The organism is Methylobacterium sp. WL1 (assembly GCF_008000895.1).
Taxonomy (GTDB): Bacteria; Pseudomonadota; Alphaproteobacteria; order Rhizobiales; family Beijerinckiaceae; genus Methylobacterium.
On record NZ_CP042823.1, the window covers coordinates 4,158,690 to 4,171,982 of the forward strand.

14 protein-coding genes and 1 pseudogene are annotated in these 13,293 nt (G+C 71.5%); 6 read left to right on the top strand and 9 right to left on the bottom strand.

Annotated elements, in window-relative coordinates:
- Positions 1–80 precede the first annotated feature (80 nt).
- Together FVA80_RS20195 and FVA80_RS20200 are read left to right on the top strand one after the other, a co-directional pair.
- Positions 81–1,136 (top strand): catalase family peroxidase, encoded by a 1,056-nt coding sequence (locus FVA80_RS20195; RefSeq protein ID WP_147908073.1) that lies wholly within the window; start codon positions 81–83, stop codon positions 1,134–1,136.
- A complete protein-coding gene (locus tag FVA80_RS20200) occupies positions 1,133–1,693 on the top strand; it encodes a cytochrome b (RefSeq protein WP_147908072.1) in 561 nt (186 codons plus the stop codon). Before FVA80_RS20195 ends, FVA80_RS20200 begins: the two co-directional genes overlap by 4 nt.
- Before the next feature lie 27 nt (positions 1,694–1,720).
- Here the strand turns inward: FVA80_RS20200 and FVA80_RS20205 are convergent, their stop codons facing one another.
- The 4 genes and pseudogenes from FVA80_RS20205 to FVA80_RS20225 form a co-directional block, all read right to left on the bottom strand.
- On the bottom strand, positions 1,721–2,098 hold the full coding sequence (locus FVA80_RS20205) for a PH domain-containing protein (protein ID WP_147857259.1): 378 nt from the start codon (positions 2,096–2,098) through the stop codon (positions 1,721–1,723).
- 623 nt (positions 2,099–2,721) lie between these two features.
- Positions 2,722–3,612 (bottom strand): annotated as a pseudogene (locus FVA80_RS20215) (hypothetical protein); the annotation flags it as partial.
- Positions 3,613–3,624: 12 nt separating this feature from the next.
- On the bottom strand, positions 3,625–4,611 hold the full coding sequence (locus FVA80_RS20220) for an SPFH domain-containing protein (RefSeq protein ID WP_147908069.1): 987 nt from the start codon (positions 4,609–4,611) through the stop codon (positions 3,625–3,627).
- A gap of 17 nt (positions 4,612–4,628) precedes the next feature.
- Positions 4,629–5,354: an NUDIX domain-containing protein gene (locus FVA80_RS20225; RefSeq protein WP_147908068.1), complete on the bottom strand. Its 726-nt coding sequence runs from the start codon at positions 5,352–5,354 to the stop codon at positions 4,629–4,631.
- 833 nt (positions 5,355–6,187) lie between these two features.
- On the opposite strand from FVA80_RS20225, the gene FVA80_RS20230 reads away from it, so the two are divergent.
- From FVA80_RS20230 to FVA80_RS20245, 4 genes are all read left to right on the top strand, one after another.
- Positions 6,188–7,048: an SDR family oxidoreductase gene (locus FVA80_RS20230; RefSeq protein ID WP_147908067.1), complete on the top strand. Its 861-nt coding sequence runs from the start codon at positions 6,188–6,190 to the stop codon at positions 7,046–7,048.
- A 115-nt stretch (positions 7,049–7,163) separates the two neighbouring features.
- Positions 7,164–7,343, top strand: coding sequence for a hypothetical protein (locus FVA80_RS20235; protein ID WP_147908066.1), 180 nt, complete (start codon positions 7,164–7,166; stop codon positions 7,341–7,343).
- Positions 7,344–7,448: 105 nt separating this feature from the next.
- Positions 7,449–7,634 carry a hypothetical protein gene (locus tag FVA80_RS20240; protein WP_147908065.1) on the top strand — a complete coding sequence of 62 codons (186 nt, stop codon included), beginning with the start codon at positions 7,449–7,451 and terminating at the stop codon, positions 7,632–7,634.
- A complete protein-coding gene (locus FVA80_RS20245) occupies positions 7,634–7,852 on the top strand; it encodes a hypothetical protein (protein ID WP_147908064.1) in 219 nt (72 codons plus the stop codon). Before FVA80_RS20240 ends, FVA80_RS20245 begins: the two co-directional genes overlap by 1 nt.
- A gap of 37 nt (positions 7,853–7,889) precedes the next feature.
- On the opposite strand, the gene FVA80_RS20250 is transcribed toward FVA80_RS20245, so the two are convergent.
- From FVA80_RS20250 to FVA80_RS20270, 5 genes are read right to left on the bottom strand one after another with little or no spacing between them, the layout of a single operon-like run.
- On the bottom strand, positions 7,890–9,647 hold the full coding sequence (locus FVA80_RS20250) for a hypothetical protein (protein ID WP_147908063.1): 1,758 nt from the start codon (positions 9,645–9,647) through the stop codon (positions 7,890–7,892).
- 9 nt (positions 9,648–9,656) lie between these two features.
- Complete coding sequence (locus FVA80_RS20255; RefSeq protein WP_147908062.1) at positions 9,657–10,556, bottom strand: beta-xylosidase; 900 nt, start codon at positions 10,554–10,556, stop codon at positions 9,657–9,659.
- Positions 10,553–11,353, bottom strand: a complete 801-nt coding sequence (locus FVA80_RS20260) for a TIGR04290 family methyltransferase (RefSeq protein ID WP_147908106.1) — start codon at positions 11,351–11,353, stop codon at positions 10,553–10,555. The genes FVA80_RS20255 and FVA80_RS20260 overlap by 4 nt, the downstream gene beginning before the upstream one ends.
- A gap of 20 nt (positions 11,354–11,373) precedes the next feature.
- Entirely contained in the window at positions 11,374–12,168 is a 795-nt protein-coding gene (locus FVA80_RS20265) for a nucleotidyltransferase family protein (protein ID WP_147908061.1), read from the bottom strand.
- Between the two features lie 2 nt (positions 12,169–12,170).
- Positions 12,171–13,286 carry a glycosyltransferase gene (locus tag FVA80_RS20270; RefSeq protein ID WP_147908060.1) on the bottom strand — a complete coding sequence of 372 codons (1,116 nt, stop codon included), beginning with the start codon at positions 13,284–13,286 and terminating at the stop codon, positions 12,171–12,173.
- Between the last annotated feature and the right edge of the window lie 7 nt (positions 13,287–13,293).

A 13,293-nucleotide genomic window follows, 5' to 3' on the forward strand; every position in this document is an offset into this window, starting at 1 on the left:
CGCCGGCGTCCGGGATCGTTCGTCGCCGCGCCGGGGCCGTCGGCGGCCGGCGCCGCGCGACGTCCAAGGGAGACCCTCGCATGCCGCTTCCATCATCGGGGCCGCGCTCGACCCTGACCTCGCTCGCGGTCATCGCGGCCGTCTGCGTCGGCGCGACCGGGGCGCTCGCCTACACGGCGGGCTGGCTCTCGCCCGACCGCCTGACGTCCACGAAGCTCGTCGACGCGCTCGCGCCGCCGACCGGCCCGGTTCCCGGGTATCGCCGCAACCACGCCAAGGGCATCTGCTTCACCGGAACGTTCGAGGCCAACGGCCAGGGCAGCGCGCTCTCGCGGGCACGCATCTTTGAGGCCGGGCACCATCCGGCGCTGGGGCGGTTCAACCTCGGCACCCCCAATCCGGGCGCGCCGGATGCCACCGTCCGGGTGCGGGGCCTCGGGCTGCAGATCACGTCGGACGACGGCGCGGTGTGGCGCACCGCCATGATCAACGCGCCGGTCTTCCCGGTTTCCACCCCGGAGGCGTTCTACGCCCTGCTGCGGGTCCCGGCGAGCAAGGAGCCGAACGCGATGGCGGCCTTCGTCGCCGCGCATCCGGGGTTCGCCCCGTTCGGCGCCTGGGCCAAGAGCCCCGACTGGACCGAGAGCTACGCGCAGGAGCCCTACAACAGCCTCAACGCCTTCCTGGTGACCGACGCGTCCGGCGCCGAGCGGGCCGTGCGCTGGTCGTTCCGTCCCGAAGCGCAGGCGGTGCGGATCACGCCCGAGGATCTGGACAAGCGCGGCCCCGCCTACCTGGAGCAGGAGATCGCGGACCGGGTCGCGGCCGCGCCGCAACGCTGGACCCTGGTCCTCACCGTCGCCGAGCCCGGCGACCCGACCGCCGATCCGAGCCGGGCCTGGCCGGAGGGACGGCGCAGCGTGGAGGCGGGCACCCTGGTGGTTCGGCGCATCGAACCCGAGGCGGACGGCCCCTGCCGCGACATCAACTTCGATCCGACGATCCTGCCGGATGGCATCCGGGTCTCCGACGACCCGTTCCCGGCGGCGCGCTCGGCGGCCTACGCGCGATCCTACGACCTCCGCACCGCGGAGGAGAAGGATTATCCTGGGCGCACGGCGGAGGCGCGGCGATGACGACAGACAGGACGCGCTTCACGGGCGGCCAGCGGCTGCTGCACTGGTCGATGGCGGCGTGCATCATCGCGATGTTCTTCATCGGGGTCGGCATGGTCTCGACGATCATGCCCACATACGTGCCGTTGCTGGCGACCCATAAGACGCTGGGCGTGGCGATCTTCGTCCTCGCCCTGATCCGGCTGGCGGTGCGGGCGCGAAGCGGGAGCCCGCCCCTGCCGGCCGACCTGCCGGCGCCGATGAAGCTCGCCGCGCACCTGTCCCATTACGGGCTCTACGCGCTGATGTTCGCCATGCCGCTTCTGGGCTGGGCGATGCTGTCGGCCGGGGCCTACCCGGTCGTGCTCTACGGCGGCCTACGCCTGCCCGCGATCCTACCGCAGAACGCCGCGCTCCATACGCTGCTGTGGAACGCGCATTCCTATCTCGCCTTCGCGTTCTTCGCCCTGGTGCTGACCCATGTGGCGGCGGCGCTGTTCCACGCGCTGGTGCGCCGGGACGGCGTGTTCGAGGCGATGGCCCCGGTCGGGTCGCGGAGCGGCGCGGCGCCCCGATGAGCCGGCGTCCGGCGCTCGGGCACCGCTCTAGCGCAGCACGCCCTCGGCCAGGGCGCGCTGGATGCCGCGCACGTCGGCGCCCTTCTTGAGGGTGCGCTCGATCGGCTGCGGCGTGCCCGAGACCCAGATCTTGAGCTCGGCATCGAGATCGAAGGTGCCGGCGGTCTCCACCGAGAAGCGGACCACCGCCCGGTAGGGAATCGAGGTGAATTCGACCTTGCTGCCGGTGACGCCCTGCACGTCGATCAGGATGATCCGGCGTTCCGTGAACACGAACACGTCCCGGATGATCTTGAACGCCAGGCGCGCCGTCTCGCCGTCGATCAGGATGCCCGCGAGCCTTCGCTCGAGTGAGGCGGCGTCGACTTCGGCGCCGTGTCCCAGCAATCCATCCAGCAGACCCATGGCTCGAATGCTCGCTTCGCCTGTTCCGGGGCCGACACCATGCCGGCCGGGTCCCGCGCCGGCAACAGGGCGGCGGTCCGAACCGGTCATCCGACGCGTTGGCGTTTCGAAGGGCGGGCGCTAAAGCCAACGCCATGTTCGATGACGCAGCCGCTCGACGCTATCTCGCGGGACTGGCCCCGGTCGCTGAAGGGTCGGTGCGCTGGCTCATCCATGACCAGGCCCGGCACTGGGTTTCGGTCGTGGACACCGCGCTGGCGTCGCTGCGGCAGGATTGCGCGCATGTCCTGAGCACGCTGCCGGAGGAGGATCCGAACGACTCCCTGGTCGAGGCGATCCGCGCGTTCCTCGCCGAAGGGCCTGACCGCACCCCGCACGTCATCGCCCTCTCGTGCGCCCTGCTGATGCAAGGCACCGGCGACCGCGAGACGGTCTTCGCGCGGATCCAGTCCGGCGTCATGGCGACCCTTGTTGACGCCGAGGACGTGGTGGTCAGGCCCGTCGCCGCATGACGCGACAGCGGCGCGCGCCGACGCGTTGCCCCGCCCGGTTGCCGGCGTCTCGACGAGGGCCGCGTGCGCTGGCCGGTGACGCCGCCCGCCCCGAACGCGGCCCGCGGTCTCACCGACGACGAGGTTGAGGGTCCGGGCGGCGGGGGCGATGTCCACGCGCCGCCCCCAGTCGAAGGCGAGGAAATCCTGCTCGATCCCGTCGGCGAACACGACGCCGCCCTCGTTCATCCGGGAGGTCACGGCCAGGGCCGCGTCGGCGAGCTTGCCCGCGCGCAGGCCCGTCGCGGTGGCGACGCTCGGAAACGGCTCGCGCACCCAGTAGCCGACCGCCGCCTCCTCGACGCCGACAGCGAGGGCGATGTGGGTCGCGTCGCTGATCGACCGGGCCCAGCCGGTCAGGCCGGTCCCGGACGCCACGATCAGGCCGCTCGACGACTGGTCCTCCGCCCGGCCGCGATCCTCGATCCGGTAGCGCGCGGATTGGTGGCTGCGGTGGCCGACGAAGATCTCGTTCAACGCCAGCAGCCGCTCGCCGCCGTCGAGCACCGCCTGCACCATGGTGCGGCGCTCGATCCGCGCGGCTCCGGCGACGCTGGCCGGAAGCAGCGCCGCCAGCCGCCCCACAGGGGCGCGCGCCAGGATGCCGTCGTAGAGGTCGGGCGCCGGATTGACGCCGACCACCGGCTGCCCGTCGAGATACTTCGCGACGTTGGCCACGAGCCCGTCCTGGCCCACCGCGACCACGACGTCCTCGGGGGCGAACAGGAAGCGATCGAGGTCGGGGCGGCGCACCAGCGCCTGGCGCCACTCCGTCGGCACGCAAGCGCGGGCCTGCGCGAGGACCGCGTGGACGCGCGCGTGGCGCTCCTCGATCTCCGCGATCGACTGCCCGCGGCTCTCCAGGAAGAACCGGACCTGGCCGCGGGTCGCGTGCCGGATCAGCAGCAGTTCGTAATCGGTGTCGCGGATCACGAAGACCACCCGGGGCGTGACCCCTGCCATGGCCCGCCCCCCTCAGCGCGTCGCGGCCGGCAGCGGCACGGCCCGGCGGAATTCGCCCAGGGCCGCCGCGAGCAGGTCGGGCGTGACGTTGAGGTGCTCGATCGTGTCGAGCTTGCCGGCGAATTCCCGTGCGGCGAGCCCGAGCAGCACGGCCGGCGGCATGTCGCGGTAGATCGCGGCGCGCTGCTGCTCGGCCTCGGCGCGGGCGCCCTCGACGAGCCGGATCCGCTCGGCCTCGGCGGCCGCCTCGAGCCCCTGGGCTTCGGCGAGGCCGGCCGCCCGGTCGCGGGCGTTCTGCGTCTCCTGCACGATCAGGAGCGTCTCGCGCCGGGCCAGCTCGGTCTTGGTCGCGAGTTCGTTCTCCGCGATGGCCCGCTCCTTCTCGACCGCGAGGGCACGGCGGGCGAAGGTCGCCTCGTCGGCCTTCTGCTGCAGCGCCTCGTAGGTCGGCGTCTGCAGGGCGCGTTCCAGCTCGCTGGTGGGTGCGAGGTTGGTGAGCCGCACCGACACCGCCGCGACCCCGATCTCGGCGAGCGCCGGGGCCGATGCCAGGACCGCCTCGAGGATCACCCGCAGCGGCTCGGGGCCTGCATCGAGCAGGGCACCGATCGGCGCGGCGCCGAGATACTGCAGGACCGCCTGGCCGGCGATGCCGCTGAGGCGCGCCTCGATCTGCTCGACCGGCTCGCCCTGCAGGCGGCCGGTGGCGAGGTTGATCGAGAAATCGACCCGGCGTGCCAGCAGTTCGGGATCGACCACGTGCCAGCCGACCGTCCCCTGCACCGCGACCGTCTGGAAGTCCCGGCTGCGGCCGCGCACGAACAGCGTCATCTCGCGGTCGTCCACCGGCACCTCGCTGATGCTGGCGGTCTCGGGCCTGAACCAGAAGACCAGTCCCCGGCCGCTCTGCCGGACGCGGCCGCTGCTGTAGCGGATGACGTGGCGGCTCGCCTCGCTCCTCAGCTGGGCGATCAGGCCGATGTTGCGGATCGTAGCCATGATGTCCTCCTTGCGGGTCAACGGGACGGTCGGAACCGGTAGAGTTCGGCGGGGCGGAACGCCGTGCCGGCCTCGCGCGCGCCGGTCGGCTCCAGCCAGCCGCGGTCGAGCATGCGGCGGCGGAAGGCGGGCTTGTTGAGCGACGTACCGAGGATCGCCGCGTGCACGTCCTGCAGCTGCCGGAGCGTGAAGTGCTCCGGCAGGAGCGCGAAGGCGACGTCCGAATAGTCGAGCTTGCCGCGCAGCCGCAGCACGGCCAGCGCCAGGATGTCGGCATGGTCGAAGGCCAGCGCGAGCGGGTCCCCGTCCTCCGGCAGGGCCGAGACGGGGCCGCCGGCCTCGCCCTCCCAGGGCACCGCGACGCTCGCGGCCGTCAGGCCTCGTTTACCCGCGAGCGCTTCCGCGAAGGTCCGCTCCGGCAGCAGCGCCAAGTAGGCCACGGAGACGATGCGCATGCGCGGATCGCGGTCCAGGGCGCCGAAGGTGTAGAGCTGTTCGAGGCGCGCTTGCGGGATCCCGGCCTTCTCCCGCAGGACCCGCCAGGCCGCCGCGTCCAGGGTCTCGGCGATGCCGACGAAGCCGCCCGGCAGCGCCCAGCGCCCGGCATGGGGATGCTGCGTGCGCTCCGTCAGGAGCGCCGTCAGGCGCCCCTGACGCAGGCCGAGCAGGACGAGATCGACGGCGAGCGCCGGCCGCTCGTAGGAGGCGGGGTCATATCCGGCGAGGAACTCGGGTTCGGTCATGGCGCCAACTATGCTCAACTTGAGCATAACTAAGACGCAGATTGCTTATAAGTCAAGGAGCCACCGGGTTCAGGCGCGGAGCGGGCGCCCCGATCCGCCGGGGCGCGACCGGCCTGGGAGAATGGGCGCCGAAGACGGGCGACGCGTCGCGTGGCCGCCGGAAGCCGTGCGCGAGAACCCGATGTGCGAGCCGGCCTCACGGGTTCGATCCGCCCCGCGGCATGGCCTGCGGGCGGCGCGAACCGGTTTGCCGGGGCACGGCCAAGGCACGACGCGCAGGTGAGGAGGCGCCTATGAAGCAGCGCCGATCGTTCGAACACTTAACATGCGTCAATAGAAAATCATCGAAACAAATATTTCCCTCGAAGGTTATCGCCTCAAGAACCGGCATCATCGTCGCGTTATGCAGCTGAACCGTCTTACCAAGAACGTCCGCTGGGCCTGTCATGTCGGACGAGACGGGCGCTCTGTTTCCTTTCCAGCGCGCCGCTGCTGCGCGGGCTCGTCCGGGACGAGACGAAGACTGTGCTCCGCGTGCGGAGAGCGGGACGGCTCGTCCGCGTCGCTCGGGCGGCCAACGGTCGGCGGCGGGCCGATCCGGCGCGCGGATCACGCTTCGTGCCGGACGACCGAGAGGACGGCGACGTTGTGCGCGACGGCGACGTTGTGCGCGACGGCGACCTGGAAAACCTAAGTCCACCTCGGGCCGCCGCACGGCTCGACAACGGGACCGCCTCGCATCCGGCCGCCGTGCCCGGATGGCTGCACCGTCTTCGCGACACCGGATGCGTCCGCGCCCCGACCCACCCGCGTCAGAGAATGGAGATCCGCGGATGACGAATTTCCCAAAACCCCCCTTCGAGCGGCAGCGCCCGCTGACGCCCCCGGCCCGCGACGCCGACATGGATCCCCGGCCCGATTATGGCGAGGCGCATTACCGGGGGTCGGGACGTCTCACCGGGCGCAAGACCGTGATCACCGGCGCCGACAGCGGCATCGGCCGCGCGGTGGCCCTCGCCTTCGCCCGCGAGGGCGCCGATGTGCTGGTCAGCTACTACGACGAGCACGATGACGCGCAGGAGACCTGCCGCCTCGTCGAGGAGGCCGGTCGCAAGGCCGTGGCGGTGCCGGGCGACGTCAAGGACGCCGCGCATTGTCGCGCGATCATCGATCGGGCGGTGGCCGAGTTCGGGCAGGTGGACGTGCTCGTCAACAACGCGGCGCACCAGAAGACCTTCGCGTCGCCGGAAGACATCTCCGATACGGAATGGGAGATCACCTTCGCCACGAACATCCACGCGATGTTCTACCTGGTGAAGGCGGCGCTGCCGCACATGAAGGCGGGCGCCGCGATCATCAACACAACCTCGGTCAACGCCGATACGCCGAGCCCGCAATTGCTCGCCTACGCGACCACCAAGGGCGCCATTCAGAACTTCACCGGCGGCCTCGCGCAGATGTTGGCCGAACGGGAGATCCGGGTGAACTGCGTCGCGCCCGGGCCCGTCTGGACGCCTCTGATCCCCTCCACGATGCCGCCCGAGAAGGTGCGGACCTTCGGCTCGCAGGTGCCGATGCAACGCCCCGGCCAGCCGTGTGAGCTCGCCCCCGTCTACGTCCTGCTGGCGAGCGCGGAATCGAGTTACGTCTCGGGCGCGACCATCGCCGTGACGGGCGGCAAGCCGATCCTCTGATCCCGATGGCTGCCGACCGCAGGCGGAGCCTGCGCGCGACGGAGATGCCCGAGGCGCGCGGGCATCCCTGTCGAGCGTCCGCGCTCGCGCCGGATACGCATTCCAGGAGGCTGGCATGACCCGCGAAACCCGTGAGCCGGTGTCCGGGAAACCGGATTCCACGGGGCCCAACGCGCGACCGCGCAAGAGCACGATCGCCCAGACCGGCGAAGGTATTCCTGACGACAGCGGCCGTCCGGTTCAAGTCGACGAAGCGGAGGCGAAGCGTATCGCACAGAACATCCGCAAGCTTTAGCGTAAGACGACAGATCTTCCATGCGCCATCGCCGATCACGGGAACAGGCGCGCCGTGACAGCGATTGCCATCGATGTATCGGTCTCGTGACGAGAGGAGCCCAGCATGACGGCGAAGCCACCGCCCGTTCCACCGGCCAACCAGTCCGACAAGGGGCCCGGAAGCGCACCCGAGACGCCGGTGGCCACCGGTCCGAAGGGATCCGGCCAGACCAAGAACCCCGATTCGGTGGGTCAGTCCGGCAATTCGAAGATCAACACCACGAACCAGGGCTATCAGCAGGACCGCTAATGAGCAGCTCGCAGAAGACGCCCGCGGCCGACCGCCACCACGGCGGCCCCGGCAGCAGCCATCAGGATGCCTCGAAGCCGCAGCCGGAGGCGCATCGCGGCCCCGCCCCGGGCAGCCCGACCAGCGATTCCCGGTCGCACGTCTCCGGGGGCGGCGGGGAGCGTGACAGCCATCATACCCACACCGCCGCCGGCAAGGCCGCGAGCCGCTCGCACTGAGCGGGATCGCGGGTGGCCCTTTTGTCGGCCACCCGCGTCAGCCCCCGAGCACGTGCCGCAGCTGCTGCGTGTAGCGCGCGCACGATCGTCGATGACGACCGACTTCGAGCGGATCGTGCGCGCCCTCCCCCGCCATGTCCGCAGCGCCGAGTTGGAAGGCGAGGTAACAGGGCGTCAGGACGGCAAGGAGTTCGGGGTCGACCGGGTACCCGCCCACGCGTTCCACGATCGTGGCGAGGTGCCCTTGCGCGTCCTCCGGAAGCGGGAGTTCGACGGCCGCTCCGACGATGTCCCAGGCGATGTCCTGGCACCCCACGAGATCGTGGGCGGCATGGTGGTCGAGGGCGTCGCATTTCAGCAGGCCGCCATCGGGTCGGACCAGGAATTCCCAGGGTTGCATCCGGCCATCGATCTCGACCGGACGCGCGCGGTCGGCGAGCAAGGCCATGCGGGATCCGGCCATGCGGGGTCCGACCCAGGCGTCGAGCCGTTCGGCCCAGTCCGGCCCGAGGGCCTCGCCGACGTTGTGTCGCGCCATCGCGACGAGTTCGCTCAGGCGTGCGCCGCGTTCCGGCCCGCTCGGGAAATGTCGGGCCCGGAAGCCGAGGTAGCGACCGACCCAGTCGATGAGCGCGCCTGGCGCCACGGGGCCGAGATCGAGGGGCCGGCCATCCGCGACCCAGCGCTCGACGAGGAAGCCGTGGCGATACCCTGCGACCGGCGGCGTGAACCCGGCCGCGTGCAGGGCGCGGGCGCGGTCGAGCTTCGCGCGGCCGGCGGGGCCGAGACCGGCGAACTTGAGGTGCCAGAGCGTGCCGCCCGCCCGGAGCAGGAATTTCCGCTTCTCCTGTTGCGCATTGACGGGCGGCCACGCATCCGCGCCGCGGCCCTGGAACGCGCGCCAGCGCCCGCCCGAGATCTCGATCGGGGGCGCCTGCACGGGGCCGACCAGATCGGCCACCCAGGACGCGAGCCCGCCATTGGCCAGCACCACATCCCCGAACGGAACGGTGTGGCGCGTCGCGCGCCGCCAGCGTGCCTGGTCCCGTTCGGTCGCTTGCGGTCCCGGCGTCCCCGTGTGGCTCGGGAACAGGGTAAGCCGATCCTCGGCGATCCCGAGATGCGCGAGGGTGTCCATGACCGCGCCGAACGAACTTCCGGACAGGCCCGGTCCCTCGTCGACGATCGCGAATCCCGCCGGGTCGCCCGCGGTCAAGGCTGCCGCGAAGGCACCGTCCAGGGCCAACGCACGCCGGAACGGGTGGCCGACGGGGCGCACCGTCCGCAGGTCGGACGATCCGAGGCCGGCCGCCACCATGGCGCCGAGGGGGACCCCGATGCTGCGGATGCCGACGACGCGGGTGGTCGCGGCCAGGGCGGCCCCCGCCGCGGCTATCGCGTAGCTCTCAGGATAGAGCGCGTAGAAGGCGAAGCCTTCGGCCCAGCGCGTGGTGATGCGCGCGGGCAGCCGCGTCGCGGCCAGGGCGGACAGGTCCGGGGTGCCGGGCGGCGTTCCGAACCCCGTCCGCCACGAGTCCCAGACCGATCGGGCAAGGTCCAACAGCAGCGCGGTCGTGGCGTCTCGGGCGGGGCAGGCCAAGTCCCGGCCGTGATCGTGGAACGTCGCGTCGGCGATCCCCTGCGCGAGTTCCCCGGCCTCGATCAGGGCGGCGACCCGGGCGCCGTGCCGGCGGATGCCGGGCGGCTCCTCCGCCACGGCGCGCAGCAGGGTCGCCAGCGTGGCGAGCCGGTCGCGGGGATCGCCGGTCCGGCTCGCCTTACCGTAGACCAGCACGGCTGCCGCTCATCCGGCGCGCGCCGGTGCGTAGCGGCGCACCATGTCGGCGCAGAACGCGGCGAACTCCGCGGGCTCCTGCGGCGCGCTGGTGTGATGGGGTGCGATGCCGCGATGCTCCGGGGTGAAGCAGAAGGTCACGGTGACGTCGAAATCGCGCAGCGCGTCCATCTGCCGGTCGAACCAGTCGAGGGCGTTCGGCCGGAAGCTGTCGGCCCAGGACAGGCCCGTGCGCAGATAGGTCACGCCGAGGCGCTTCATCCAGGCCACCGCATCGTCCAGGCGGTGATCCTCGAAGTGGAACCACTGGCAGAGCCCGAGGGCCGGGGTGTGCTTGGCGAAAGCCGCGAGCGCGAGCTTCGGCGTGCCGTCCTGGCGCAGCAGGCCCATGTGGAAGTGCCGGTAGTAGGACGAGCCCTCCGCCTCCCGGTGGCGGGTGGTCGCCTCCCACTCGCGGGGCAGATCGTAGAGGCTGTACCAGTGGATGCGCGGCGCGCGCCCGATCAGCAGTTCGGCGGTGCGGGCGAGCCCCCAGGCCTGCACCTCCTCAGCTCCGAAGGTCGAGACGCCGACTTCCGAGACCCAGATCGGCAGCGGCGTGACGGCGCGGATCTCCGCGATCTTCTGCGGCCATTCGTGGATCTGCCAGAGGTTCCAGTCGAGCGGGAAGCCGTGCACCGCGACCGCGTCCACCGCATCGAGGACGCCCTGGCTCTCCATGCGGCGGATGAAGAGCGGGTCGATCGGCGAGATGCCGCCGAGGACCCGCGGCACGCTCGGATTGACGGCGTGGATCGCCTCGCCGGCCGCCTTCGCCATGGCGCCGAAGCGCAACCAGTCGGGATCGATCTCGGGGTCCCAGTGCGATTTGTTGTTCGGCTCGTTCCAGAGCATCACCGCTTCGATCACAGGTGGGAATCCTCGGCTGTCGGGGAATCGGGCCGCGGGCCGGGTGCCGGCGCCGGGTGGACGGCACCGGCGCCCGGCGGAAGGGGCGCGCAGCGGCAGACGTAGACCTCCTCCTCCGGGTGGGCGGCGATCGCGAAGCCGCTCGCGCGCAGCATCGCCTCGGTGCAGGCCCGGTTGGGGACCCACCAGTTGGTCCAGTCGTTCGCGTAGCGATGCTCGATGAAGTGCAGCTTCGGGTAGCCGGGCTCGGCGAAATGGCCGACATCCCAGAAATCGTAATTCTCGGCGACCGGAGCGATGTCCGGCGCCCCGCGCTGCATGGACTGGAACACGAGCAGGTCGCGGGCCGCGTGCGTGCGGATCAGGTCCAGGGCCAGGAGCGGGTGGCGCAGGTGGTAGAGCACGCCCATGAACAGCACGACGTCGAAGCGTTCGCCGAGCGCCCCGACATCGTAGACCGAGAGGTTGCGGAACTCGATGTCCTGGCCGGTCCGCGCGGCGGCGAAGCGGGCCTGTTCCAGGTAGCGCGCGTCGGAATCCAGACCGAGCACCCGCGCGGCGCCGCGGCGCTTCATCTCGATGGCGTAGAAGCCGCCGTTGCAGCCGATGTCCAGCACGCTCTTGCCGGTGAGATCGGCCGGGATCGCGTCGGCGAAGCGCCGCCATTTCACCCGCGGGTAATCCCCCAGGAAATGGTTCGGCGCGGTCGGCACGCCGTCGAGCTCGATGTTGTGGAACCAGTCCCCCAGCGCGTCGATCTCGCGGCGCAGGATGGCGTTCTCCTCGGCCAGGCTCATCATCAGGCTTCCTCCGGGCGTCAGGGGATGGACAGCGCGCAGGCTTTCGCGGCGGGCTCGCCGAGGGAGAGGCGTCCGGGTCCTCCGGTCCGCTCGGCCTCGCCGAGGAGCGCGATGGCGGCGCGATACCCGTCGAGGGTACCGGCATCGACGTAGGATCGTCCGGCCCGGATCCCCCGCGCCTGCCCGCCCCCGGCCAGGTAGGCGTTGACCAGGGTGCCGACATAGTCGTCGGCGCAGCCCCGCGACTGCCAGAGCGCGTGCAGCGCGCCGAGGGTTCGCCCCGGCATCTTGAAGGCCCCCCAGATCCAGCGGGAGGTGGCATCGCTGCGCTTCACCTGGATCTCCGTGATCCGGTCCTGCGCATCCAGGACGACCGCGTCGAAGCGTTCAGGCCGATCCACGGGGAAGAGCAGGAACGAGAGGATCGCGTCCGGAAGCGTCGTCAGGGCGTCTTCCGGAAACCAGATCGTGTCGGGAAGCCCCACGATCACCGGCTCGTCGGGGCCGATCAGCGGAAGGGCACGGAACACCGCGTCGCACAGCCCGCTCGCCCGCGGCTGAACCACGTAGGCGATCGGAACGCTGCCGTAGCCGGCGCCGTAATACTCGACGATGTCGGACTTGCCCGGTGCGATCACGAAGCAGATCCGCGTGACCCCCGCGCGCAGCATCCGCTCCACCAGGTATTCGCTCACGGCGCAGGGGCGTGCCGCGCCCTCGCGCAGGCGGCTTCCGACCGGCAGCAGCTCCTTCGAGAAGGCAAGGGGCTGGATGCGGCTGCCCAGGCCCGCCGCCGGCACGATTCCCCACATGCTCAAGGCTCCGCGCTGAGTTCGGGCTGGCGCGCATCGACGGCGGATGCGCATCCGGGCAGGTCCGCGAGGATCCGCTCGAGGGCATCGACCCGCCGGGCCGCGGTGTGATCGGTCAGGGTCCGGTCGCGGCCCGCCTCCGCGACCCGCCGGAGTTCGGTATCGGTGAGGTCCATGGCGGCGCAGACGTCGTCCGCGTCGCGCGCGATCAGGATCTCCGCGCCGGGCCGGTAGAAGGCATCGAGCCCGGCCCAGTCGTCGCTCAGCACGGCGGCGCCGCAGGCCGCGGCCTCGAACACCCGGCCGGACGGGCACCACCCCGTCTCGGCCATGGCGGCCCGCGTCACGTTGAGCGTGAGCCGCGAGGAGGAGAAGAAGGCAGCGTGCTCCTCGGGGACGACGTGATGCACGAAGTGGATGTTCGGCCCCCAGGGGAAGTCCGCGGGGTATTGCGCCCCGCCGATCAGGAAGCGGCGCTCCGGACGGCGCCGGGCCGGCTCGACGAGGAGGTCCGCGACGCCGGCCTGCCGGTCGGCCGCGTAGGTCCCGAGATAGGAGAGGTCCGAACGGTAGCGCACGATGGCGGCCGCGGGGCGGTGCACGGCGGGGTCGACATGCCCGTAGAGCGGCGCCACCCGGCCTGCCCCGAGCTCGTCCCGCAGGGCGGTCAGGGCGCGGCCGCCGGTGTAGCTCAGCACGAGGTCGAAGCCGGCCAGACCGTCGGGCCCGATATACGAGACCGCCTCGCCGCGCCGCAGGCGCGCCAGCGTCACGGGCGTGTCGAGGTCGTAGAAGACGCGCTTCGCCCGAGAGGCGTTGAGCACGAGATCGGTGGCCGCACCCGCGTCCGGGCAATAGGACGTCACCATGGCGACATCCGCGTCGGCCAGCTCGCGCGCCGCGCGGGCCTCGACCGCACTCCAGGCCTCGAACAGGACGAGCTGGCCGCCTGGCAGCGCGGCGAGGTCGCGATGCGCGCGGTAATACGGCACGTCGCGCTCGAAGAAGACGACGTGATGCCCGCGTTCCGCCATGGCGCGGCAGAGGCCCCGCCACAGGGTCGCATGACCGTTGCCCCAGGCGGAGCTGACGGTGAGTCCGAAGACGATCAGCTTCATCGTGGCC